The sequence below is a fragment of the Sphingobacterium sp. genome, from assembly GCF_039596235.1.
Lineage (GTDB): Bacteria > Bacteroidota > Bacteroidia > Sphingobacteriales > Sphingobacteriaceae > Sphingobacterium.
On sequence record NZ_JBCNKE010000004.1, the window covers coordinates 338,896 to 361,088 of the forward strand.

Annotated in this window: 21 protein-coding genes; 12 read left to right on the forward strand and 9 right to left on the reverse strand. The window is 40.5% G+C overall.

Annotated features, from left to right (window positions below):
* Positions 1 to 50: 50 nt before the first annotated feature.
* From ABDW32_RS11225 to ABDW32_RS11270, 10 genes are all read left to right on the forward strand, one after another.
* Positions 51 to 998 carry an NAD-dependent epimerase/dehydratase family protein gene (locus ABDW32_RS11225; RefSeq protein WP_343562404.1) on the forward strand — a complete coding sequence of 316 codons (948 nt, stop codon included), beginning with the start codon at positions 51 to 53 and terminating at the stop codon, positions 996 to 998.
* A 2-nt stretch (positions 999 to 1,000) separates the two neighbouring features.
* A complete protein-coding gene (locus ABDW32_RS11230) occupies positions 1,001 to 1,726 on the forward strand; it encodes a YebC/PmpR family DNA-binding transcriptional regulator (protein ID WP_077437239.1) in 726 nt (241 codons plus the stop codon).
* A 121-nt stretch (positions 1,727 to 1,847) separates the two neighbouring features.
* A complete protein-coding gene (locus ABDW32_RS11235) occupies positions 1,848 to 3,191 on the forward strand; it encodes a hypothetical protein (protein ID WP_343562406.1) in 1,344 nt (447 codons plus the stop codon).
* A 64-nt stretch (positions 3,192 to 3,255) separates the two neighbouring features.
* Entirely contained in the window at positions 3,256 to 3,999 is a 744-nt protein-coding gene (locus tag ABDW32_RS11240) for a DeoR/GlpR family DNA-binding transcription regulator (RefSeq protein ID WP_120260408.1), read from the forward strand.
* 23 nt (positions 4,000 to 4,022) lie between these two features.
* Entirely contained in the window at positions 4,023 to 5,483 is a 1,461-nt protein-coding gene (locus ABDW32_RS11245; protein WP_343562409.1) for a lipopolysaccharide biosynthesis protein, read from the forward strand.
* Positions 5,484 to 6,356: a glycosyltransferase gene (locus ABDW32_RS11250; protein ID WP_343562411.1), complete on the forward strand. Its 873-nt coding sequence runs from the start codon at positions 5,484 to 5,486 to the stop codon at positions 6,354 to 6,356.
* Between the two features lie 3 nt (positions 6,357 to 6,359).
* Positions 6,360 to 7,274, forward strand: a complete 915-nt coding sequence (locus ABDW32_RS11255; RefSeq protein ID WP_343562413.1) for a glycosyltransferase — start codon at positions 6,360 to 6,362, stop codon at positions 7,272 to 7,274.
* 2 nt (positions 7,275 to 7,276) lie between these two features.
* Positions 7,277 to 8,032, forward strand: coding sequence for a glycosyltransferase family 2 protein (locus ABDW32_RS11260; RefSeq protein ID WP_343562415.1), 756 nt, complete (start codon positions 7,277 to 7,279; stop codon positions 8,030 to 8,032).
* Positions 8,032 to 8,247 (forward strand): DUF3820 family protein, encoded by a 216-nt coding sequence (locus tag ABDW32_RS11265; RefSeq protein ID WP_046673143.1) that lies wholly within the window; start codon positions 8,032 to 8,034, stop codon positions 8,245 to 8,247. The genes ABDW32_RS11260 and ABDW32_RS11265 overlap by 1 nt, the downstream gene beginning before the upstream one ends.
* Positions 8,248 to 8,341: 94 nt before the next feature.
* On the forward strand, positions 8,342 to 9,328 hold the full coding sequence (locus ABDW32_RS11270; RefSeq protein ID WP_343562419.1) for a rhodanese-related sulfurtransferase: 987 nt from the start codon (positions 8,342 to 8,344) through the stop codon (positions 9,326 to 9,328).
* A gap of 68 nt (positions 9,329 to 9,396) precedes the next feature.
* Here ABDW32_RS11270 and ABDW32_RS11275 read toward each other — a convergent pair whose 3' ends face one another.
* From ABDW32_RS11275 to trmB, 5 genes are all read right to left on the reverse strand, one after another.
* Entirely contained in the window at positions 9,397 to 10,077 is a 681-nt protein-coding gene (locus ABDW32_RS11275; RefSeq protein WP_343562421.1) for a DUF937 domain-containing protein, read from the reverse strand.
* A 126-nt stretch (positions 10,078 to 10,203) separates the two neighbouring features.
* The gene (locus tag ABDW32_RS11280) at positions 10,204 to 11,463 is read right to left on the reverse strand and encodes a DUF5689 domain-containing protein (protein ID WP_343562423.1); all 1,260 of its coding nucleotides are present in this window, start codon (positions 11,461 to 11,463) and stop codon (positions 10,204 to 10,206) included.
* A 3-nt stretch (positions 11,464 to 11,466) separates the two neighbouring features.
* On the reverse strand, positions 11,467 to 12,936 hold the full coding sequence (locus tag ABDW32_RS11285) for a SusD/RagB family nutrient-binding outer membrane lipoprotein (RefSeq protein WP_343562425.1): 1,470 nt from the start codon (positions 12,934 to 12,936) through the stop codon (positions 11,467 to 11,469).
* Positions 12,937 to 12,947: 11 nt separating this feature from the next.
* Complete coding sequence (locus ABDW32_RS11290; RefSeq protein ID WP_343562427.1) at positions 12,948 to 16,202, reverse strand: SusC/RagA family TonB-linked outer membrane protein; 3,255 nt, start codon at positions 16,200 to 16,202, stop codon at positions 12,948 to 12,950.
* A gap of 622 nt (positions 16,203 to 16,824) precedes the next feature.
* Complete coding sequence (trmB, locus tag ABDW32_RS11295; protein WP_343562429.1) at positions 16,825 to 17,481, reverse strand: tRNA (guanosine(46)-N7)-methyltransferase TrmB; 657 nt, start codon at positions 17,479 to 17,481, stop codon at positions 16,825 to 16,827.
* 57 nt (positions 17,482 to 17,538) lie between these two features.
* Here trmB and ABDW32_RS11300 point away from each other — a divergent pair, with 57 nt between their 5' ends.
* Positions 17,539 to 18,477, forward strand: a complete 939-nt coding sequence (locus ABDW32_RS11300; protein WP_343562431.1) for a GDP-L-fucose synthase — start codon at positions 17,539 to 17,541, stop codon at positions 18,475 to 18,477.
* Here ABDW32_RS11300 and ABDW32_RS11305 read toward each other — a convergent pair.
* The 3 genes from ABDW32_RS11305 to ABDW32_RS11315 form a co-directional block, all read right to left on the reverse strand.
* A complete protein-coding gene (locus ABDW32_RS11305; protein ID WP_343562433.1) occupies positions 18,474 to 18,977 on the reverse strand; it encodes a hypothetical protein in 504 nt (167 codons plus the stop codon). The two genes, ABDW32_RS11300 and ABDW32_RS11305, sit on opposite strands and share 4 nt — an antisense overlap.
* Positions 18,967 to 19,389, reverse strand: coding sequence for a hypothetical protein (locus tag ABDW32_RS11310; protein ID WP_343562435.1), 423 nt, complete (start codon positions 19,387 to 19,389; stop codon positions 18,967 to 18,969). Before ABDW32_RS11310 ends, ABDW32_RS11305 begins: the two co-directional genes overlap by 11 nt.
* A gap of 129 nt (positions 19,390 to 19,518) precedes the next feature.
* Positions 19,519 to 19,788 (reverse strand): YtxH domain-containing protein, encoded by a 270-nt coding sequence (locus ABDW32_RS11315; RefSeq protein ID WP_104383581.1) that lies wholly within the window; start codon positions 19,786 to 19,788, stop codon positions 19,519 to 19,521.
* A gap of 238 nt (positions 19,789 to 20,026) precedes the next feature.
* On the opposite strand from ABDW32_RS11315, the gene ABDW32_RS11320 reads away from it, so the two are divergent.
* On the forward strand, positions 20,027 to 21,571 hold the full coding sequence (locus ABDW32_RS11320; RefSeq protein WP_343562439.1) for a YifB family Mg chelatase-like AAA ATPase: 1,545 nt from the start codon (positions 20,027 to 20,029) through the stop codon (positions 21,569 to 21,571).
* On the opposite strand, the gene ABDW32_RS11325 is transcribed toward ABDW32_RS11320, so the two are convergent.
* Positions 21,568 to 22,191 carry a rhomboid family intramembrane serine protease gene (locus ABDW32_RS11325; RefSeq protein ID WP_343562441.1) on the reverse strand — a complete coding sequence of 208 codons (624 nt, stop codon included), beginning with the start codon at positions 22,189 to 22,191 and terminating at the stop codon, positions 21,568 to 21,570. The two genes, ABDW32_RS11320 and ABDW32_RS11325, sit on opposite strands and share 4 nt — an antisense overlap.
* Positions 22,192 to 22,193 lie beyond the last annotated feature (2 nt).

Below are 22,193 nucleotides of genomic sequence, written 5' to 3' on the forward strand. Positions count from 1 at the left end.
CCTTTACATCAAACAGTTGCTAGATACTGAAAAGCCGTTATATTTGCATCATGAAAGAAAGCATTATTATCATTGGTGCAAACGGCCAAATCGGTACTGAATTGGCAATCGCTCTGCGTAAAAAATTCGGAGCAGAAAATGTTGTCACCACAGACATCAGAGAACCACAAACAAAAAGCCCCGACGAGAATTTTGAAATTGCAAATGTCCTGGACAAAAATGGTCTTGACGTCCTGTTTCAAAAATATAAACCTACTCAGGTATATCTATTGGCTGCCATGCTTTCAGCAACAGGAGAGAAATATCCTGAAAAAGCCTGGGAGCTTAATATGAATGGCTTACTCAACGTGCTTGACCTTGCAGTTACATATAAAGTTTCAAAAATATTCTGGCCTAGTTCCATCGCTGTCTTCGGCCCGCACTCGCCAAAGGAGAATACAGCACAATACTGTATCATGGATCCGAATACCATCTATGGAATCAGTAAACTTGCCGGTGAGCGTCTTATCGAATGGTATCAGGAGCATCGTGGATTGGATATCCGTAGTGTAAGATATCCCGGTATTATCTCCTGGAAGACAGAACCAGGGGGTGGAACGACAGATTATGCTGTTGATATCTTCTATGAGGCATTAAAAACGGGCACCTACGAATGTTTCCTTTCCGAGGACACCGCATTACCGATGTTGTATATGGAAGATGCCATCCGTGGTACGCTTGAACTGATGGACGCGCCACAGGAAAGTCTGAGCATCCGTCACGCCTATAATCTTGGTGGTATTACTTTTACCCCGAAAGAACTCGCACAAGAAATTAAAAAAATTCTTCCTAATTTTGCAATCTCTTACGTAGCGAATGATCCAAGACAGCAGATTGCCGATTCATGGCCTGCAAGTCTTGATGATTCATACGCAAGCAAAGACTGGAACTGGAAGCCAGAGTTTGACATCCAGAAGATGACAGTCGATATGATTGAGAATCTTAAAAACAAAATATAACAATGGGAAGAGCTTTCGAATTCAGAAAAGAGCGGAAATTCAAACGCTGGGCAAAGATGGCCGTACAATTTACACGTTTAGGTAAAGAGATCGCTATGGCGGTTAAAGAAAGCGGCCCGCACCCTGAAACCAACTCGAGACTTCGTACAGCAATACATAATGCTAAGGCTGTAAACATGCCTAAAGATCGTATCGAAGCGGCTATAAAACGTGCTTCGGAGAAAGATTCAAAAGGCTATGAAGAATATGTATATGAGGGTTATGGCCCACATGGTGTTCCAGTCTTGATTGAAACAGCGACAGACAACACCAACCGTACGGTAGGAAATATCCGCAGCTATTTTACCAAAGCTGGAGGATCCTTGGGAAAAACTGGATCATTGGATTTTATTTTCAATCGCAAATCCATCTTCCGCTTTGCAGCGACAGACGAATTGGATCTTGAAGAATTGGAACTGGAGCTTATCGATGGTGGTTTGGAAGAATTATACGTTGAAGCTGATGAAGAGGGCAATGATGTTGCTGTAGTACAGACTTCTTTTGAGGATTTCGGTAACATGCAAAAATTGCTGGAAGAAAAAGGTATCGAAGTAACCTCGGCAAAATTGGAGCGTATTGCGCTATCACACGCTGAGATTACAGAGGAACAAGCGGCTGATGTATTGAAGATGATCGATAAAATCGAAGAAGACGACGATGTACAAGCTGTATACCATAATATGGCTTAAGCTGTTTATCTCACAAAATATCTAAAAAGAGCGCTTGTCGCTCTTTTTTTATTGCAAGGCCTCTCAGCACCGTCAGAAAAATTACTACATTTGTAATAGACTATATCAAACTCATAACAGGATGACTTTTGAAGAATTTTTCGCGAAAAAGAAAATTGATTTAAAAGCTTTAAAAGCGGCGGATGAACCTTTATTTGAAGAGTTCAAAGCACACTATTCTGCTATGGGCGAGAAAAGTTTTGATCATAGCAAGAAGTTTTGGTTCAACAAGCTTCGTAAGAGCTATCATCTGGCGGAAGAAGAAATAGTGGTTGTCAAAAAAACTCTCCAGACAGATCCTGTTGAGACGGCTCCGGCGGCAACGGATGCCGCTGCCATAAGACCTGCAGGTTTCAAACCTAGGTTTAAAGCGACAGCTCCAGCGGAGCCTGCTAAGCAGAAAGAGGAACCTAAAACAGAACCTTCGACAGCAGCTGCAAATTCGGTTCCAGGATTTAAGCCACGCTTTAAACCAGGGATCACTAAAAACACAGCGAATTCATCCGAGGAGCCGTCCGCACCTACAGAATTGCCGAAAGACGCTGCTTCAGAGACGGCTAAACCTACAGGTTTTAAACCCCGTTTCAAGCCGGGCGTCACTAAAAGTACCGAGTCGACAACTGAAACACCCACACCTAAAGAATCGCCGAAAGAAACTGTCCCAGAAACGGCAAAACCAACAGGCTTTAAACCAAGGTTCAAGCCGGGGGTGACGAAAACTGTAGAACCTACTCATGCCGCAGCTTCCTCTGAAGCTGATATAACTGCACCTTCAACAACAGCGGATCGCACCACTACAGCGAATACATCTGCAGCTACGGAGGTATCGGGCAGTTCGACTACAGAAACATCGAAGCCAAGAGGCTTTAAACCAAGGTTCAAGGCTGGGACACTTCCCCTAAAGGAAAACAATCCGCCTGTCGAACCGCAACAGAGCGATGAAACAGTACAGGAACAGCCAACAACAAACAAACCAACAGGGTTCAAACCTCGCTTTAAAGCGGGCGTAACAAACGCTGCTGAACCTGTTCAAGCCGAAGCCTCCCCGAGGACGGATGTAGCTACGCCTTTAGCAACAGTGGATGGTACTACTACAGCGAATACATCTTCACCTGCTGAGGTATCGGGCAGTTCGACTACAGAAACATCGAAACCAACAGGCTTTAAACCAAGGTTCAAGGCTGGGATAACGAAGACAGAAAATATTGGTTCTACACAGGAAGCGGCTGCTCAAAAAGAAGAAATCAGCACAGAACAGATAGAAGTACACACTCCACAAACAACGTCTCCTCAAAATGAAAGCAATCCGCCTGTCGAACCACAACCGAGCGATGAAGCAGTGCCGGAACAGCCTACAAACAAACCAACAGGCTTTAAACCTCGCTTTAAAGCGGGTTTAACAAAAATTGATAAAAAGGAAGAATAATTTTCATACATTTAAACTGATTTTTTTCAACTAGTTTAAAAACTCCGATTAAAACCAAAGATCAATGTTAAAGGAAGAAAGACAAGCATTTATTATACATCAGATCAATCTACATAACAAAGTTTTATCTTCAGATTTAAGTGTGCAGCTCAATGTATCCGAAGATACCATCAGACGTGATCTGAACGAGCTTGCGGAAAATGGAAAGGTATTAAAAGTTTATGGTGGAGCACTTTCCAAATCTTTTCAGTTTCCTTTTCAGGACGGCAATGTCTACGCGAAAGAGGCGAAAAAAGAAATCGCCAAGAAAGCAAGCTCTTTGATCTCCAATGGCATGACGGTATTGGTCGGTGGAGGAACAACCCTGATTGAGCTGGCACGGACAATTCCTGACCATCTTCAATGTACATTTTTCACGATCAGTCCGTTAGTTGCATTGGAACTGGCCGAAAAACCAAACCTCGAAGTGATCCTGGTCGGTGGAAAGCTTTCAAGGAATACCAATATTGTATCTGGCGCACAGGTAGCCAATGAATTGGCAGATCTAAAAGTAGACCTCTGTCTACTAGGCACTAATTCACTTTCCGTGGAAGATGGAGTAACAGACTCTGACTGGGAAGTAGTGCAGATCAAGCGTGCGATGATTAAATGCTCAAAGAAAGTTGCTATACTCAGTATCGCAGAGAAGCTCAATTCCGTCCAGAAAATGAAAGTGGTACCGCTACGTGATATTTCTTATCTGATTACTGACATCAATCCGACTGATGTCTCCTTAAAAGAATTTGCGAATACAATTGCAATACTTTAATATTGCCGCTCATTTAATTCAGCATGTCATCGCAAACGGAAAATGACTCATTAAAATCAAAAACAACAAAAGGACTGCTGTGGGGTGGTATGGCGAGTATCATCCAGCAGTTTTTGGGATTCGGCTTCGGCATTCTACTCAATCGTAAACTGGATCCGGAGGATTACGGGTTAATTGGTCTGATTACTATTTTTTCAGTCCTGGCATCCGCGTTTCAGGAAAGTGGATTTGTCTATGGTATTGTCAATAAGAAGGAGGTTCAGCATAAAGATTACAATGCTGTATTCTGGACAAGTGTTGGGATAGGCACATTCATCTATATTATCCTTTTTTTAGCAGCTCCTCTGATTGCCCTGCATTATGACCAACCCGTACTTGTCGATTTGAGCCGCTTCACTTTCCTTTCCTTTTGGCTAGGTAGCTTTGGAGTAGCACACAATGCCTTTCTCTTTAGGAACTTAAAGATCAAGGAACGGGTAATCACAGGAACTTTGGCGCTCATTCTATCGAACACCATTGGAGTGTACTTAGCTTATCAAAATTATGCCTATTGGGCATTTGCGGTTCAAATTGTTTCCTATAGCGGCTTCAATATGCTCGGATTTTGGTATTTCTCCAAATTTAGACCTAGTTTCACATTTGATTTTCAACCTATTCGGGATATCTTCGGGTTTAGCAGTAAGATTTTGGTAACCAATATTTTTATCAATATCAATAAAAATGTCTATGCAGCTGTATTAGGGGATCATTATACAGAAAGAGAGTTAGGTTATACAATAAATCCCAACAAATGGAGCCAAATGGCTCAGTCCATTTTGACCAATATGGTCAATAATGTCACCCAGCCAATTCTTCGGGAAATAGAAGATGAAAAGGACCGACAGGTACGAGTATTTCGTAAGTTAATATCGTTCACAGCCTTTTTGGCTTTTCCAATGCTGTTTGGCTTAACAACGGTAGCGCAAGACTTTATTATTATCACGATCACAGATAAATGGCTACAAAGCGTAATATTTCTTCAGATTTTCTGTATCGGTGCGGCCTTTGACTCAGTAAGTAATGTCTTTTCAAGCTTGATTATCAGCAAGGGCAAGTCTCAGATCTACATGCGCAATATCGTCATTTTTGGGTTACTCCAAATTGCAATTTTGGTCTTTGGCAAATCGCTCGGTCTCGAAACATTAATTACGCTAACTGCTGGACTAAACGCGCTATGGATATTTGTCTGGTACGCTTCGGCCAAACCTTATATGACTTACTCATTCAACTACTTGATGCGGGATGTGTTCTCATATGCTGTTTTAGCAGGGATTAGCTGCCTAGCAGCACATTATGCTACCACTTCCATCGCCAACCTTTATCTTCGGTTTACAAGTACTATTGCTATCGCTGTATGTCTATATATCATCGTTAATAGAATCTTTAAACCAAGTATTCTACTTGAATTGTTTCACTATTTCATCACAGTTATCCGAAAAAAATAGATGATCAAGATTCTTACCATAATCGTTTCTTATAATTTTGAGCCTTGGATTCACAAATGCTTGTCTAGCTTGTTATCATCAAGCCATCCAACGGACATCCTTATTATAGATAATAACTCAAGGGATCACACCACCGGCATCATCAAAGAAACTTACCCTACAGTCAGACTGATAGAAAGTCCGGAAAACCTCGGTTTTGGAAAAGCCAATAACATTGGACTGTCTATCGCCCTAAAGGAAGAGTATGACTACGCATTTTTAGTCAATCAGGATGCTTGGATAGATCAGAACTGTATCGCCAACCTGGTCAAGGTAAATACAACAAACATTGGAATTATTTCCCCCATCCATTACGATGGAACGGAGGAAAAACTTGACCATGGGTTCTCAGTCTATACAAAGCATACGCAGCTTAAGAATTCCTATCGAACTTGTTCATTCGTGAATGCTGCATTTTGGTTTATTCCCGACGAAGTAATCAAAAAAGTTGGTGGTTTTTCTCCGATCTTTTTCCACTACGGAGAAGATAAAGACTACGCGAATCGCATCCAATATTATGGACTGGATTTTGTGCTGGCCGAAGATGCCAAGGCCTATCACGACAGACAGCAACGCCAAGTGGATAACAAAGCTTTTCTAAAGAGTGAATTCGTCTATCATCTGACGGAGTATTGCAATATCAATTATACGTTTACAAAGGCTTTTACGATGGCTATATTAGCAAGCATAAAGAAAATGCTGTCTTCTTTAGGGAAAGGTCGTATTTTTGAAACAAAAAGTTATCTCAATATCGCTTTTAGACTATTGGGCAAGACCGGAGAAGTCCGGAATACCCGTCAGGCTAATAAAAAAGCTTTTAACAAAATTTTTTGATAGATGATCAGTCTTGCTCCAGTTCTACTCTTTGTATATAATCGCCCTGCACATACGCTCAAGACACTCGCTGCACTTGAGAGAAACAAATACGCTGATCAGACCGTGCTCTATATTTATTCGGATGCCGCAAAAGATGAGCACGCGATTGAGGCTGTAGAAGAGGTACGTCGGATTATAAAAAAGTCCTGGTCTTTTAAACAGATTAAAATAGTCGAGCGGGACAAAAATTGGGGCCTAGCTGCCAATGTTATCGATGGTGTTACCAAGGTCGTCCATGAACATGGACAGATTATCGTGTTAGAAGATGATCTTGAAACATCGGCATTTGCACTCGATTACTTTAATAAAGCACTAGACCGCTATAAAGCGGACGAACAGGTGATGCAGATCAGTGGCTATGGCTATCCTGTAAAAAATCTGAATGAGCTTCCAGAAACGTTTTTCTTCCGGGTCGCCAATAGCTGGGGATGGGCAACATGGGATCGTGCATGGCAACATTTCAACCCCAACATAGATGAGCTTGTTTCCGATTTTTCGGAGGAACAAATTCATCAGTTCAGTATTGAAGGAAAAGAAAACTTTTGGAAGCAGGTACAGGAGCTTCGCACTGGAAAGATCAACTCCTGGGCAATTCGCTGGTACGCTTCGATATTCAAAAAAAATGGGCTAGTTTTGTATCCGAGGAATTCGATGACACAGAACATCGGTAATGATGGTACAGGCACGCATACAGCTGCAGAATCAACCTATCAGGTGACTTTAGCAGATCATCCTGTACATGCTTTCCCTACCGAAATAGCGGAGAATACACAGAGTTATGAAGCTATCAAATATTTCTACGCACATCGAAAAGGCTCTTGGTTCAATCGAGGCATCCGATTTCTCAAGAAAAAAATTAACGAACTCAACAAATAGCTATGGCTGCTCATCCAAAATTTTCAATCATCACGGTCGTGTACAATAATGTACGGGATATTGAGCATACCATCAAATCTGTTGTTAATCAGACTTACGACAATATCGAATATATTGTCATTGACGGGGAATCCTCGGATGGCACCTTAGCCGTTATTCAAAAATATCAGCATAAAATTGCCGTTTTATTATCTGAAAAAGATAAGGGAATCTATGACGCGATGAACAAAGGCCTTGCCTTGGCTACAGGTGATTATGTTCTCTTTTTGAATTCCGGTGACGAAATATACGACCTGAATAGCATTGAAAACCTAGCGCGACTCAGTGATGATGCTGATATCCTATATGGTGAAACTATATTGGTAGATGACAACAGGGCGATTATTGGTGAGCGAAGACATAAAGTACCGGCAAATTTTGACTGGAAGAGCTTTCGCTATGGGATGAACATCTGTCATCAGGCCATCTATATCAAACGGACTATTGCAGAACCCTACGACCTCAATTACAAACTCTGCGCGGATATAGATTGGGTCATTCGCTGTGCTAAAAAAGCAAATAAGTCTGTTAATGCCCATCAATATGTAGCCCGCTACCTCGTGGGCGGGATGTCAAAACAGAAACATAAAGAGTCACTAAAAGAGCGCTTCGCTATCTTCAAACACTATTATGGTACTATTCCCAACCTATTCAATCATGGAATCATCGCATTAAAAGCGATCTGGTACCGCATTAATTACGGAAAACCCCAAGACTAATGCTAAATCCCGAAATCCTTACTGAACTTGTAACGGTTAAAATGCCTTTTGGTAAATATCAAGGTTACACGTTATGCAATCTCCCAGAGCCTTATTTGGTCTGGTATAATCAAAAAGGGTTCCCTAAAGGCAAATTAGGTCAGCAACTGGCCACGCTCTATGAGATCAAGCTAAACGGTCTGGAGTACCTTTTGGAACCTTTGAAGAAAAGGTGACGAAGGTCATTTCCTTCCGTTTATTATTTTTCGTAGCTTTGCAGGGAATTTATTTTTGCATTAAACGCCGTTTGCAGCGGTATCAATGAATATCATGACACAATATCAAACATTGCTGTACTATTGTTACAGCCCTATCGAAAATGCCGAACAGTTTGCGGCTGACCACCTTGAATTCTGTAAATCACTTGGCCTAGTAGGCCGTATTATTGTTGCGGACGAAGGTCTTAATGGTACCGTTTCGGGTACGACTGAAGCATGCCAACAATATATGGATGCAGTTTACGCGGATGGCCGTTTCAACAAAACCGAATTTAAGATCGATAATGTTGAAGAGCCTTCTTTTATCAAAATGCACTGCCGCTACAAAGCTGAAATCGTGCACTCTGGATTAAGAGACCCGAAAGAAATCGATCCAAACCGCCAAACAGGTGTGCATCTGGAGCCAAAAGATTTCTTAGCAATGAAGGATCAGGAAGATGTGGTTGTATTGGACGTGCGTTCGAACTACGAGCATAATGTCGGCCGTTTTAAAAATGCGGTGACTTTGGACATTGATAACTTCCGCGAATTTCCGGAAAAAATCAAGGAATTAGAGCAATATAAGGGCAAAAAAATATTGACCTACTGTACTGGTGGGATCAAGTGTGAGAAAGCTTCGGCCTTACTATTAAAAGAAGGGTTTGAGGATGTCTACCAATTGCATGGCGGAATTATTAAATATGGTAAAGAGGCCGGTGGTAAAGATTTTGAAGGACAGTGTTATGTCTTTGACAACCGTGTCACAGTAGATGTTAATTCGGTCAACCCATCCGTGGTATCAACCTGTTTCAATTGTGGTAAACAGACGACCAAGATGATCAACTGTGCCAACCCCGTATGTAATGAGCATTTCACCCAGTGTGACGAATGCGGATGGGAAATGGAAGGCTGTTGCTCTGTCGCCTGCAAAGAAAGTCCGAATAAACGGGAATATGACGGAACAGGATACTATGTCAAGGTTCCTCAACCTGTTAATGTAGACAAAATCAGCAAAAGAAAACATAAGAATTTTCCGCCTAAAGTGAAGGTAGAAGATTAATTCAATACAACATAAAAAAAGTCGGTAACTGATCAAATTACCGACTTTTTTTATGTTTTAAGATTACTTTACTTCGCAAACATTCCCGCTATGGAGTCCAGGATATTTCCTTTGGATTGGCCATCGTTACTTTTGTCAAAAAAGCTGCCGGCCAAGCCGCCCAACATATCGGTCATACTAGCACCTGTGGAAGCCTGTTGTGTTTCTTGTGCAGGTTCTTCCTGTCCGCCACCCAAAAATGAACCAAGGATCCCCCCTAGCATACCACCGCCGGCACTTTGCTGCCCACCGCCGCCTAAAACAGATCCGATCAGGTCACCAATACCACCACCGCTGGATGCCTGTTTTTGTTGTCCTAGATAACTCATGACAATAGGCGCCAGTGTCGCCAAAACACCAGTTACCTGCGCTGAACTGATACCAGCTTTATCGGCAATATTCTGTGTCACCACCTCTGTATTTTGCCCAAACATATGGTTGACAATCTTATTCCCGTCATCAGATCCACCCTGACCAAATAAATCACCTATCTTATCGAAGATACCGCCACCACTATGTTGGTCGATCGCTTTATCAATATTTTCTGCTTGACCTTTGTTTTTTGCATTGTAATTCAATGCCGCAATCATTAAAGGAACAGCTGCCGCAACAATCCATTTTGCCTTGGATTCACTGACACCTGTCATTTTAGAAATGGCTTCTATTGCTTTAGAGCCAATTCCGCCTGTAACTAAGTCTGTTAAGTTCATAAGTCTTCGTTTATAGTTATGATGAAGATAACATTTTTTTCGAGGAGTTTAAAAAATATATACCAACAACAAAACGCCCTGTGGAGTGTTAACTACACAGGACGTTTACATCATCAATCGTTCAATCTAATAACTCTTATAGATCGCAATATCATCCAGGCCGAGCCTTCCATTATTAATGACATTGTTGCTGGTTCCCAATCCAAGCTTGGTAATCCTGAAACGGACAGCCCCTTGAATATTCATTAAAAATACAGCCTGTTTTGAATTCATGCTCTGCGAAGTTGGATGTGCATCTGCGATGGATTCACCTGTTTGCTTCCATGTTGCACCCTGATCCGTAGAATATTCCAACTTAAACGTGCATGACCGATCCGTATAATATGAGCCATACCAAAGCGTCACTTTTGAAGCGCCATTTGGTACATCAAAATTCATCTGCACATGACCATCCACACTTAAATTCTGTTGCATGCGTATCGCATTTTTACCAGAAACAATACGGTCACGACCAGCAGTAGTACCCAATATTGCCTGATATAACTTCCATTGCCCAGTTGGGAAAGAGACGTCGTTCTTTTCGCCCATATCGTAACTTCCTTTCACACTCGCGTCTACAGCATCAAAAGTCTCCGGCCATCCAGCATATAGTTTACCACTTGCATAAGCCATGTCGGAGTAGTCCTGCATTCGGATTTGCAATTTATCCCCCTCTCTGAATGCTATTCCTCTGAAAGAGGCGCTGGGAGCAATAGACTGTCCCGCAAATGTTGCATTGTCCTCGGTATGCAAGGTTATCTCATTTTTATCTCCATCCATCAAGATCTTATCGCCTTTTAGTGCTGTTCCGGTTGCAGGCTCTGGCTCTACATCAGCAGTTACATCAATGTAAGTTGATTCAAACTCATCGAATTTCGCTTTAAGATTTGCAACCGAAACCGCTAATGGAGCAACGTTTTTATTTGACGCAAAGACATTGACCTGTTGATTTTTAACGGACGATAAAACCATTAAGCCAGATTTTTTGACCAATTTTGTACCATCGATATTGATCTGAACAGAGTCACCAAATTTGAAACTCGAGGCATCAGTAACCTCTACTAATATTCCTCTACGCTGATTGCGCCAGATATTCTGAACAGCGATTGTATTTTCGGGCAAATTCTTATTCTCAGCGCGTGAAACCACAAGCGCCTTCACATACTTTGCGCCAAGCGCACTTGATTCGTTGAGTTGTAGATCCGTATTTTTATAGAGGCTACGCAATGTATACAATGATATTTCAGGATTTAATTCTCCGATTGACTCATTGATATCTTCTTTACAGCCTGTTAGGAGCGTTGACATCGCCAACGCAGTCCATATTACTAACTTTAACTTTTTCATGAACTAGTTGATTGTAGGTTGCCACCACATTTTTTCATTTATTCCATCTCCGCCCATGCGACTGACCGCATCTTGGTAATTTTCCCTATTAAGCGATTGGACAATAATTGGGTAATTTAATCTGACCGGCATCTTTCCATTGTTTAATAAACCTGGCCCTTTGTACAGATCCAGCAACTGTGTTCGACGATATTCATACCACTGTTGGAAATCCGTAAACATCATTGCAAAATACTTTTGCAGATGCACCTTTTTTAGCTTTTGAGTTTCGGAATCCTCAGCCGAAAAGATCACTTTTGGATTTGCCAAATAGCCCTGTGGAACAGTAGTCCCCCAATATTCCATTGCCCCGTTAATTCCCTTAGTATATGCTTCGGAGGCATCAAGCTCAATATATTTCCGCAAAGCACATTCTGCTATGATAAATTGCAATTCAGCATAATTCATGATATTACCCATGTGCGCATCTGACTTTAGTGCTGCAAGGAGCGTAGATTGACGCTCAGGAACATTTCCGCGAGCATAACCAGACTGCATACCGCCATAGACACCTAGGGTAGCCTCCGTAGCCCAAAGCTTCAAACGAGGATCGCCAAGGTCCATCAAATTGTTAATAAAAAATTCAGAATACCCCCTAGTGCCATTAAAATCAATATCGCGCACATTATAATTGGGATTCATATAAGGCTGTACATTGGTATAATACAAAGCTGCTGTCTCGGCATTACTTTGCATAATCGGATATTCCGCTACATTAGTCTCTAATATTTCCTTAATCTTGGCAACAGCATTCGTTTCTGTTTTATGTGCAACCCGCAATAACAAGCGCAAATACAACGAGTTGCCAAATTTTCGCCATTTTACCGGATCTGAATTATAAATTGGATCCATCGCGTTATTGGCCGACTCTACCAAGACATTTTCTTTCAATAAGGCATTCGCTTCCTCTAGTTTTCGGAAAATATCCTTATAAATATCCTCCTGTTTATCAAATTTGGGGGTGAGATTACCATCGGAAAAACCTTTATTACTATCGAAATACGGCACATCACCATACATGTCCGTGATCAGCGAACTTAACCATGCATCTAAGACCAACGAAATGCCCATATAAGTCTGATAACCGACCTGTTTTGCATCATTAGCTCTCTGATATATATCTCTAATATTCGTCAGTTGCACATACCAGCCAGACCAGCTAGACTCCGATTCTGATGGCCTTATCTCATAGCGCTGAATTTCCAGATTATCATTTATTGTGACTGTAACCTGCATCAATTCGTTATTGATTCTTAAATTACGAGATAGATTAGTACTCAACACATTTACTAAAGCCGGTGCAATCAAGCTTTGCGGTGCTACGGCAGAAACTTTATTAGGATCGGTATTCTTTTCTACAAAATCTTTAGTACAACTCTGGAATACTATACTCCCGAGAATGAGTAAAAATGTTATACGGATATATTTTTTCATAGCGTCAATAATTAAAATGAAAATGATAGATTAACACCCATTGTTCGCGTCGAAGGAAACTGAGCAATTTCAGCTCCTTTCTCAATTCCACTACCGGTCAAAGAAGCAAATTCTGGATCAAAAGCTGGCCATTTAGTAAATACAAAAAGATCCCGTCCATATAACCCAATAGATGCCTTTTCAATTTTGTAACGGCTTAAAAAAGATTTCGGCAATGAATAATCCAGTCTAACCTCCCGCAGTTTGATAAAATCAGTAGAAAACGTATTTGATTCAAGATTGTCACGATTAAAATGTCTTGCATAATAATCTCCAGCTGTTGCAACGACCGTATTTTTGCTATAACTTCCATCTGGATTCAGCACAACGCCATCGCCAATAATACCGGTATAACGCCCCGGAAGAGTCTTCTTTAATTTTCCCTCTTCCATCAGAACGGCATGCGTTAACGAATAACCTACCCCGCCAAACTGTCCGTCAAATAGGAAATTAAAGCGGAAACCTTTGTACTTGAATTCATTCCCCCAACCAAATTTCGTGGTCGGATTAGGGTTACCAATATAACGGCTCTCCTGTGCCAATACAGGTATACCATCAGCGTAGATAATCTTTCCATCGGGATTTCTTTCATAACCTAATCCCCATATATCACCAAATCTACGCCCTGGTATAGCCTCTATAGTACCACGGCTACCAAACAATGTAGAAAGAATAAGTCTCCCTTCAAGCGAAGCCGGTATAGAAACGACTTCCGAATCATAATGGGTAAAATTTCCATACATATTCCAGTTTAACTTGTTTTGACTTTTCAAAATATCTCCCGATAAAGCAATCTCAATTCCTTGAGTTTTAACTTCTCCACCATTGGTAAACTTTCGTCTATAACCACTGGAAGGATCTACAGGTGTTTCAATTAACTGCTTATCCATCAATGTACGGTACACCGTCAGATCCAGTTTTATTCGGTCTTTAAACATCCGAAAGTCTGTCCCTAATTCATAAGACAAAGTATTTTCGGCTTGCAAATTTTCGTCAGGAACTGTCGAAGGATTAGATAATCCACCGTTAAATCCGATCACACTGCTATATCCATAAAAGTTATTAAAGGGTTTGGTTCCTCCTCCTCCAACTCCAGCAATAGAGGCCCGTAATTTCCAATAGTTGATTGATTTCGGCAATTCAAAGATTTGACTTAGGATAAAGCTTGTATTAACCGATGGGTAAAAGAAAGGCTTAACTTCATTTCTTTTAGGAGAAGCCAATGTACTCGCCCAATCTACTCGACCTGTAACGTCAATAAAATATCTTTCTTTATAACTATAATTTGCCAAACCATAGACACTATGAATAGCGTACTCCGCTCTATACGGATCATATAGCACCCTTTCTCTGGCATTTGCAAATTTATACTGATTCGGATAAATCAGACTATTTGCTGACGCATCATCTTTAATGTATTTGTTGTTTAATAAGGCTCCACCAGCTGAAACACCAAAACGATGGTTTTCCGAACGTTGGTTATTGTATTGTAATAAAAAATCTGAATTTCGTTCCTCGGCATAAATAGATTGTTCACGATAGTAACCAAACGCGTATTTATAAGTATCAAAAGGTCTTGACTGCTTACGCTTGTCATACCCCATATCAATCCCTGTACGGAGCATCAAACTTAGTTCATTGGTAAACTTATAATCTAACTGCACATTTCCAATCAGGTTATTTTTATTCTGTGCATTGACCATATCATAAGAAATCGTTCTCGGATTATCCAGTAAATTGGAAAATGGTGTCATTTGCTCAATGCCCTCCTTGCCCGGAAGCCAATTCTGATCCAACCAAGCCGCATCTATATTCGGAACAATCCCCCGAACAAAATACATATAGCTTTGATTATTATAACCGCTATTAGGCAAATTGTCAGAACCTCTATTATTAAAATTAATTTTTGTGGATAAAGTCAATTTATCGGTGATCTTACTGCTAAATTGCGTGGCAATTGTGTGCCTATTATAGCCCATATTGGGAATAATCCACTTATTGGTTACATTGGTATAAGAAAAGCGTGCTGTCGTCTTATCTGTAGATCCAGAAACACTAATGGAATTTGTCGAAGTCAGCTCCGTTTGAAATAGGTCCTTGCGATTGTTTTCATAAGGTCGCCAAAGTGTACGTTCGGCAGGTGTTTGTCTATAATTAGCGGGATCATATTGGTAATAGTATTGACCATCAAATTTAGGTCCCCAAGCAGATGAGGTGCTCAACGTACTTGCACCATCTTCCGATTGACCATAGGAGTAGTACAAGTCCTGTCCTATAGCACCTTGCCCATATTCATACTGATAATCAGGCCATCGATTAATTGTCCCGATTGCAGTATTTGAATTGACAGTAACCCCTATTCTATTTTGTATACTCTTCCCTTTTTTGGTAGTAATAATGACTGCACCACGGGATCCTCTATACCCATATAATGCCGCAGCCCCAGGCCCCTTAAGAACAGAAACTGACTCAATATCTTCAGGATTAATATCAGCCAAAGAAGAGCCAAAATCTACGGGTGAATCACCATCCAAATAGGCCGAATTCCCGTTCCCTGTCATTTTAGTCCCACCTCCCATGATAATCCCATCCACAATAATAAGCGCATCATTGTCCCCTGTCATGGATGTTTCGCCACGCAGGATAACTTTATTCGAGCCCAATGGCCCAGCACCCGATTTCACCAAATTCAAACCAGCCACCTTACCTGTCAACGCATCTGTCCAGTTATTTGAAATCGCATTGGTCAATTCCTCCCCCTTCACGGTACTAATGGAGTAACCAAGTGCTTTCTCCTCACGCTGAATACCTAGCGCCGTAACAACCACCTCATTCAATGCCTCAGAAGTTACATTTAACATGATTTGAGCATTTGACTGTGCTGTTGTAAAGCTCTTCGTTTGCCCTTCATAGCCGATCAACTGGAAACGGATCGAAGTACCGGCTTCAACCTCTATTTCAAAATGACCTGTTCGATCAGTCGTTCCCTTGGCTACCCCGCCTGCAAGGATAGATACCGATGCCAAGGGCTCCTGTGTCTTGCTATCTACAACTTTTCCTTTAATTCTAATCTTCCCCTGATTAAAAATGTGTGTGGCTCCGCTACTGTTTTCCATTGGAACAGCCGCCGTAGCTACATCCAGATTGCAGGCAACTATCAGCGCTGCAAATAGCACTTTCGAGGATGAGTGCCTTAGATTAATTTGGATAGGGTTAATACTAAACATAGATATTAGTGTAAATTGTTAATTTGCAATTTGGGACAAAAGTATATTCTTAACAAAAAGTTTGTTTTAACTTAATGTTTTCTTTCTGTTAACAATTGTTTCGAATACAATTTCCTTTAAGAAACATATTGTCCGATTTACATCATTATAAAAATGCAGAAGATTCCCTTATGGATAGGAGTTTCACGCATTAGGTTTAAAAAAATGCAAGTCTTCACCTTGGTTATTTATTATAATAGTATCGAAAATAATTAATATTCCTCAAAAAACGAAATAAATCGAAATTATTTAAAATACTGAACCGAAACAATAAACCTACCGTTCAATCCTCTTATGCACCACCAGAACGCAAGCACAAAATAGAATGTTAGCCAAAGCTGAAGCAGGAAGACTCAATTTAGGAGGGAGGAATTTTTCCACTAGAAGTAGCTGATCTGTAGCGGATAATAATCCTATGCTTTAAAAACCGTGGTTGCAAAGGTAAAAACAGTTTAGAAACAGCCGACTTGTTTCTAATAATCACTGATCAATGTAGCGGAATGGAGAGTATAAAAACCTAGTAGTAAACGCAAGAAAGCCCAAACTTTCGCTTGGGCTTCCCTGTATAATGTAAACACTGAAGTTAACGTTGCTCAAAGCTCCATTTCACATAATTGATATTCTTATCGTCGGCCAGATACTTTTTCTCGTAGTACGTTTTGATTGATAAAACATCGTCGACCAAGTCCGAACGATACAGATCTGTTGTCTCTTTATATTTCTTCAAGTTCTGTAATTCTATTTGCTCGAGGGTGTATGCATAGAAGCCATCATTATCTGTCTTCAGGTTCATCATACCACCTGGCTTCATAACAATCTTATAGCGCTCTAAAAATTTAGGGCCTGTCAAACGTTTCTTTTCACGACTGTCCTGAGGTTGTGGATCTGGAAAGGTAATCCAAATTTCATCAATTTCATTTTCGGCAAAATGCTCAAGAATCGTTTCAATCTGTATCCGCAAAAAAGCAACATTTTTAATGCCATCTTCCAATGCCGTTTTAGCACCCCGCCAGATTCGGTTACCTTTAAAATCAATACCGATAAAGTTCTTTCCTGGGAATAATCGCGCCAAATTAACGGTATATTCTCCTTTACCACAGGCCAATTCTAAAACAACCGGATTTGTATTTCCAAATTGCTTCTCAGCCCATTTTCCTTTATATTCTTTGCCGGCATCAAGCTGGATGACATTCTCAAAAGTCGCTACTTCGGCAAATTTACGTAGTTTATCCTTTCCCATTTTTTTATTAATATCCCGCAAAAATAACCTTATATTTGCAGGAATCAATAACTTATCGTGGAAAAAGACGCTAAAATTTATGTAGCAGGCCATCGAGGAATGGTCGGATCGGCAATATATCGCAAATTAATAGAACTTGGATATAATAACATTGTGACCCGGACGTCCCAAGAACTAGATCTGCGTAACCAACAAGCAGTTGCTGACTTTTTTAAAGAGGAAAAACCTGATTATGTCTTTTTAGCTGCTGCTAAAGTTGGTGGAATTATGGCGAACAATACTTATCGCGCTGATTTTATCTACGAAAATATGGCGATACAGAATAACGTTATTAAATCCTCTTACGACAATGAGGTTAAGAAGTTGATGTTTTTAGGTTCAAGCTGCATCTATCCGAAAATGGCACCACAACCTTTAAACGAAGACTTATTGTTGACAGGTACTTTGGAACCTACCAACGAGCCTTATGCCATTGCCAAAATAGCTGGCATTAAAATGACCGAAGCTTTCCGCGATCAATATGGCTGTAACTATATTTCTGTGATGCCAACTAATCTCTATGGGATCAATGATAACTATCATCCACAAAATTCACATGTTTTACCGGCCTTAATCCGAAGATTTCATGAGGCAAAGGTAAACGGCCTGGATGAAGTAATTATCTGGGGAACGGGCACACCGTTAAGGGAATTTCTTTTCTCAGATGACTTAGCCGATGCTTGCGTATTTTTGATGAATAACTATAATGAGAAACAGTTCGTCAATATCGGCATCGGTGAAGATTTAAGCATAAAGGACCTAGCTGAACTCATTAAAGAGGTGGTCGGATATCAGGGGAAGATTTCTTTTGACACAAGCAAGCCTGACGGAACACCACGAAAATTGATGGATGTATCCAAATTACATGCTTTAGGCTGGAAACACAAAATTAATCTTCGCGAAGGCATTAAATTAGCTTATGAAGATTTTTTGAAAAAAGAAGAAACAACTTCCTAATAGGTTTCACTATAGGAAGGAATTCCATATTCATTGACTTCATCTTTTAGAGGAGCCTCCCCTTCAATTTGTGAATTTTTCTTTTTCTTCTTTTTGGGACGGATAAAATTACTGAGTTTACCAATTAATCCACTGATTTTATCCTGATTGATCTGGCCGACGGCACGTTCAGATAATAGCAACATCAAGGCCTTTTTTAATACGCCTGAATTTTTCAAGAACAGCTTATTCATCACAAAAGGAACACCTATACGTAAGGTTTTGGTCAACCAATCTGAATCTGGGTTACTGCTTTTTGCGAATAATTGCTGAACAAGGTTCACTCCCGGAATATTGTTTTTCAAAGAATTGAAAAATCGAATTGGGGCTTCGATCTTGTTGTTGAACAACGTAAATTGTGTTTTCAAATAAGCCTCTTGTTCGTTTTTAAGTTCCTTTAAACGAGCGATTTCAGTTTTAAGCTCCTGCAAATTGCGTATTTTTGTCTGCTTATTGTTCATTTGTAGCCCCTTCTCTATCAAATTTTTCGTTTTTTCTCAACTCTTCTTCCTCTTCTTCAATCTCATCATTCCACTTGGCCAGGAAGCGGCGGATGGAAAGATCCATAAACTTAGATTCCAATGCAGGTTCGAAAATTCGTATGATGACGATAATAACCATAAAAATGCCTGCTGTCGCCAGAAATCCCAATGAATAACTTCCCAATAGCTCACCTAGCCAAAATCCCAAAGCCAAACACAGGAAAAAGACAACAAACAAAGTGAATATCAATTTAGTCGCGTCCACCACCAAACTCGCGATCAACCGCGATGATCGCTCGATTGTTTTCAATTTAACGAGCTTAAACTGGGAATCTATGTACTCTTTTGTTTTTTGAAAAGTACCACTAAGTGAAAATTTTTCTTCTTCCATGCATCTTAATTTTATTTAGGCTATCTCAAAAGTCTATACGAACTTCTATAGAATATTTATATTCAGCCTTTTGAAATAGCCTATAATTCTATGTATCTCCCAAAACTGTCCTGCGGGACAATTTGCTTCTTATGCATGCTCGATGATGTCATCGTCTACAATTTCCTCGGCCTGGTTTAATTTACCTTTTAGGGTGGAGACAATTTTTTCCTTAAACTCATTCAATTGATCGAATTGTTCTTCAGCTCTCTCACGAATAGCATCACTCAAATCGCTTAATGAATCATTGATCTTATCTCTTGTATCTGATCCTTTGTCCGGAGCAAATAAAACTCCTAAAGCTGCACCTGCAGCAAGACCTGCCAACAACGCCAAAGCTACTTTACTTGTGTCATTCATTTCTTTTTCGTTTTAAAGTTCTAATTCTATTATACGATGAATCTAGTCTTCGATAATAATACAATTATTAAAGCAAATCGTTTGCCAAATACCGCATTTATCCATTATTTACTAGAATCTATATAATTACAATATAGTCATTTTCCAACAATTTTCTATCGGTTCACAATAATTCCGCAAAGGGTTATTATTTATGATTTAATATTTAGTATCTTTAAATCAACCGATTATAAAACTTATGTTGAACAAAACCTATTGTAGTGCCGTCTATGGTATTGAGGCATGTACCATAACAGTTGAGGTCGTAGTTTCTACGGGCCTGCATTATTATATAGTCGGACTTCCTGACAATGCTGTCAAAGAAAGCCTCCGACGTATTGAAAGTGCCATTACTTCCTGTCAACTTCACATGCCAAGGCAGAAAATTGTAGTCAACTTGGCACCGGCTGATATCAGAAAAGAAGGTTCCAGCTACGATTTATCGATCGCTATTGGCATACTTGCTTCCTCAGGACAGCTTACAACGGAGTTATTAGAATATTATCTGATCCTAGGCGAATTATCCCTAGACGGTAGCATAAAGCCTATTCGAGGCGTATTACCTATTGCCTTACAGGCGCTTAAAGATGGCTTTAAAGGTATTATACTTCCCAAACAAAATGCACAGGAAGCGGCTATTGTTACCGGTATCGATATAATTGCTGTCGAAAATCTTACAGAAGTGGTCCAATTTCTCAATGGTTCGAAAAAGATCCCGCCAACCACTGTTGATATCCAATCTTTTTTTCAAGCAGAAGCAAATAAGTATGACGTTGATTTTGCAGATGTTGGGGGACAGGAAAATATCAAAAGAGCATTAGAAATCGCTGCTGCTGGAGGGCACAATGTCATTTTAATAGGCCCTCCAGGCGCTGGTAAGACCATGTTAGCAAAAAGATTACCAACGGTGCTACCTCCGCTCAATATGACCGAATCACTCGAAACAACCAAAATTCACTCTGTTTCGGGAAATCTCAAAGCCAAAGAGGCTTTATTAACTGTCCGACCTTTTCGTGCTCCTCACCATACCATTTCTGATGTTGCCATGGTAGGCGGGGGTTCTAATCCCCAACCCGGAGAAATTTCACTATCGCATCATGGTGTACTATTTCTGGATGAGCTTCCCGAATTTAAACGAACTGTCCTTGAGGTTATGCGACAACCGCTCGAATCACGGAGTATCACCATATCTCGCGCCAAATTAACCATAGACTATCCGGCAAGCTTTATGTTGGTTGCCGCGATGAACCCTTGCCCTTGCGGATATTTTAATCACCCCGAAAAGGAATGCATCTGCGGCAGTCACACTGTTCAACGTTATTTAAGTAAAATATCTGGCCCTTTGTTGGATCGCATCGATCTGCATGTTGAAGTTACACCTGTACAATTCGACGAATTGACTGCCTCTCACCCCTCGGAAAACAGCCTGGCGGTCCGCAATCGTGTCATCAAGACGAGAGAGATTCAAAAACAACGATTTGAATCCTACCCAAACGTTCATTGTAATGCACACATGAGTAGCAAGTTGACCAGAGAAATCTGTCAGATCGGCGAACCTCAAAAGAAATTATTAAAGACAGCTATTGACCGGCTAAGCCTCTCCGCCAGGGCTTATGACCGGATATTAAAAGTTGCCCGCACCATTGCAGATATGGAAAATAGCCCTACAATCGAGAATCATCATCTCGCGGAGGCAATTCAGTACAGAAGTCTGGATCGGGAGACCTGGGGTGGAAAATTTTAGAACTGTGCCAGACAGTGTTTTATTACCCAGGGGAAACAAATTATTGTCAAGATCAATCCGGACAATGCTCCAAAAAAATGCGCATCATGGTTAATTCCGTCCTGTCCCTTTTTGGAGGCCCAAATACAATACCCCAAAAACAAAAATGCAAATAAATAAGCCGGCACACCAATGATAAACATCACCCCTATTTTTGTCCTTGGATCAAAGAGGATATAGCTAAATAATACCGCACAGATAGCACCGGATGCTCCTAAGCTGTAATAGCCATAATTATTTTTTTGCTGAACAATCGTTGGAATGTCACTCAACACCAAACTACCGAAATAAATGACGGCAAAAAAGAGGTGTCCATAAGGGCTGGCCTGTGCCAATATCATTTCCAATCGAAAAGCGAAATAATAAAACGTGATCATATTGAACAAGAGGTGCCCCCAGTCTTTATGGATAAAACCACTGGTCAATATCGTATACACGCGCTGTTTACGGGCGATGCTGTATGGATGGAGCATTAATTTGCCATAAAGCTGTTCATGAGAAAAGGTATAGATACTCGTGACAAGCGTAAAAAAGAAAATAATACTCGCTACGGGAGCTTGTTGTAAGTATAAAGTAAGCATGC

Coding starts and splice junctions, on each gene's coding strand:
- ABDW32_RS11225 (WP_343562404.1), top strand. CDS start 51: ATGAAAGAAAGCATTATTATCATTGGTGCAAACGGCCAAATCGGTACT.
- ABDW32_RS11230 (WP_077437239.1), top strand. CDS start 1,001: ATGGGAAGAGCTTTCGAATTCAGAAAAGAGCGGAAATTCAAACGCTGG.
- ABDW32_RS11235 (WP_343562406.1), top strand. CDS start 1,848: ATGACTTTTGAAGAATTTTTCGCGAAAAAGAAAATTGATTTAAAAGCT.
- ABDW32_RS11240 (WP_120260408.1), top strand. CDS start 3,256: ATGTTAAAGGAAGAAAGACAAGCATTTATTATACATCAGATCAATCTA.
- ABDW32_RS11245 (WP_343562409.1), top strand. CDS start 4,023: ATGTCATCGCAAACGGAAAATGACTCATTAAAATCAAAAACAACAAAA.
- ABDW32_RS11250 (WP_343562411.1), top strand. CDS start 5,484: ATGATCAAGATTCTTACCATAATCGTTTCTTATAATTTTGAGCCTTGG.
- ABDW32_RS11255 (WP_343562413.1), top strand. CDS start 6,360: ATGATCAGTCTTGCTCCAGTTCTACTCTTTGTATATAATCGCCCTGCA.
- ABDW32_RS11260 (WP_343562415.1), top strand. CDS start 7,277: ATGGCTGCTCATCCAAAATTTTCAATCATCACGGTCGTGTACAATAAT.
- ABDW32_RS11265 (WP_046673143.1), top strand. CDS start 8,032: ATGCTAAATCCCGAAATCCTTACTGAACTTGTAACGGTTAAAATGCCT.
- ABDW32_RS11270 (WP_343562419.1), top strand. CDS start 8,342: ATGACACAATATCAAACATTGCTGTACTATTGTTACAGCCCTATCGAA.
- ABDW32_RS11275 (WP_343562421.1), bottom strand. CDS start 10,077: ATGAACTTAACAGACTTAGTTACAGGCGGAATTGGCTCTAAAGCAATA.
- ABDW32_RS11280 (WP_343562423.1), bottom strand. CDS start 11,463: ATGAAAAAGTTAAAGTTAGTAATATGGACTGCGTTGGCGATGTCAACG.
- ABDW32_RS11285 (WP_343562425.1), bottom strand. CDS start 12,936: ATGAAAAAATATATCCGTATAACATTTTTACTCATTCTCGGGAGTATA.
- ABDW32_RS11290 (WP_343562427.1), bottom strand. CDS start 16,202: ATGTTTAGTATTAACCCTATCCAAATTAATCTAAGGCACTCATCCTCG.
- trmB (WP_343562429.1), bottom strand. CDS start 17,481: ATGGGAAAGGATAAACTACGTAAATTTGCCGAAGTAGCGACTTTTGAG.
- ABDW32_RS11305 (WP_343562433.1), bottom strand. CDS start 18,977: ATGAACAATAAGCAGACAAAAATACGCAATTTGCAGGAGCTTAAAACT.
- ABDW32_RS11310 (WP_343562435.1), bottom strand. CDS start 19,389: ATGGAAGAAGAAAAATTTTCACTTAGTGGTACTTTTCAAAAAACAAAA.
- ABDW32_RS11315 (WP_104383581.1), bottom strand. CDS start 19,788: ATGAATGACACAAGTAAAGTAGCTTTGGCGTTGTTGGCAGGTCTTGCT.
- ABDW32_RS11320 (WP_343562439.1), top strand. CDS start 20,027: ATGTTGAACAAAACCTATTGTAGTGCCGTCTATGGTATTGAGGCATGT.
- ABDW32_RS11325 (WP_343562441.1), bottom strand. CDS start 22,191: ATGCTTACTTTATACTTACAACAAGCTCCCGTAGCGAGTATTATTTTC.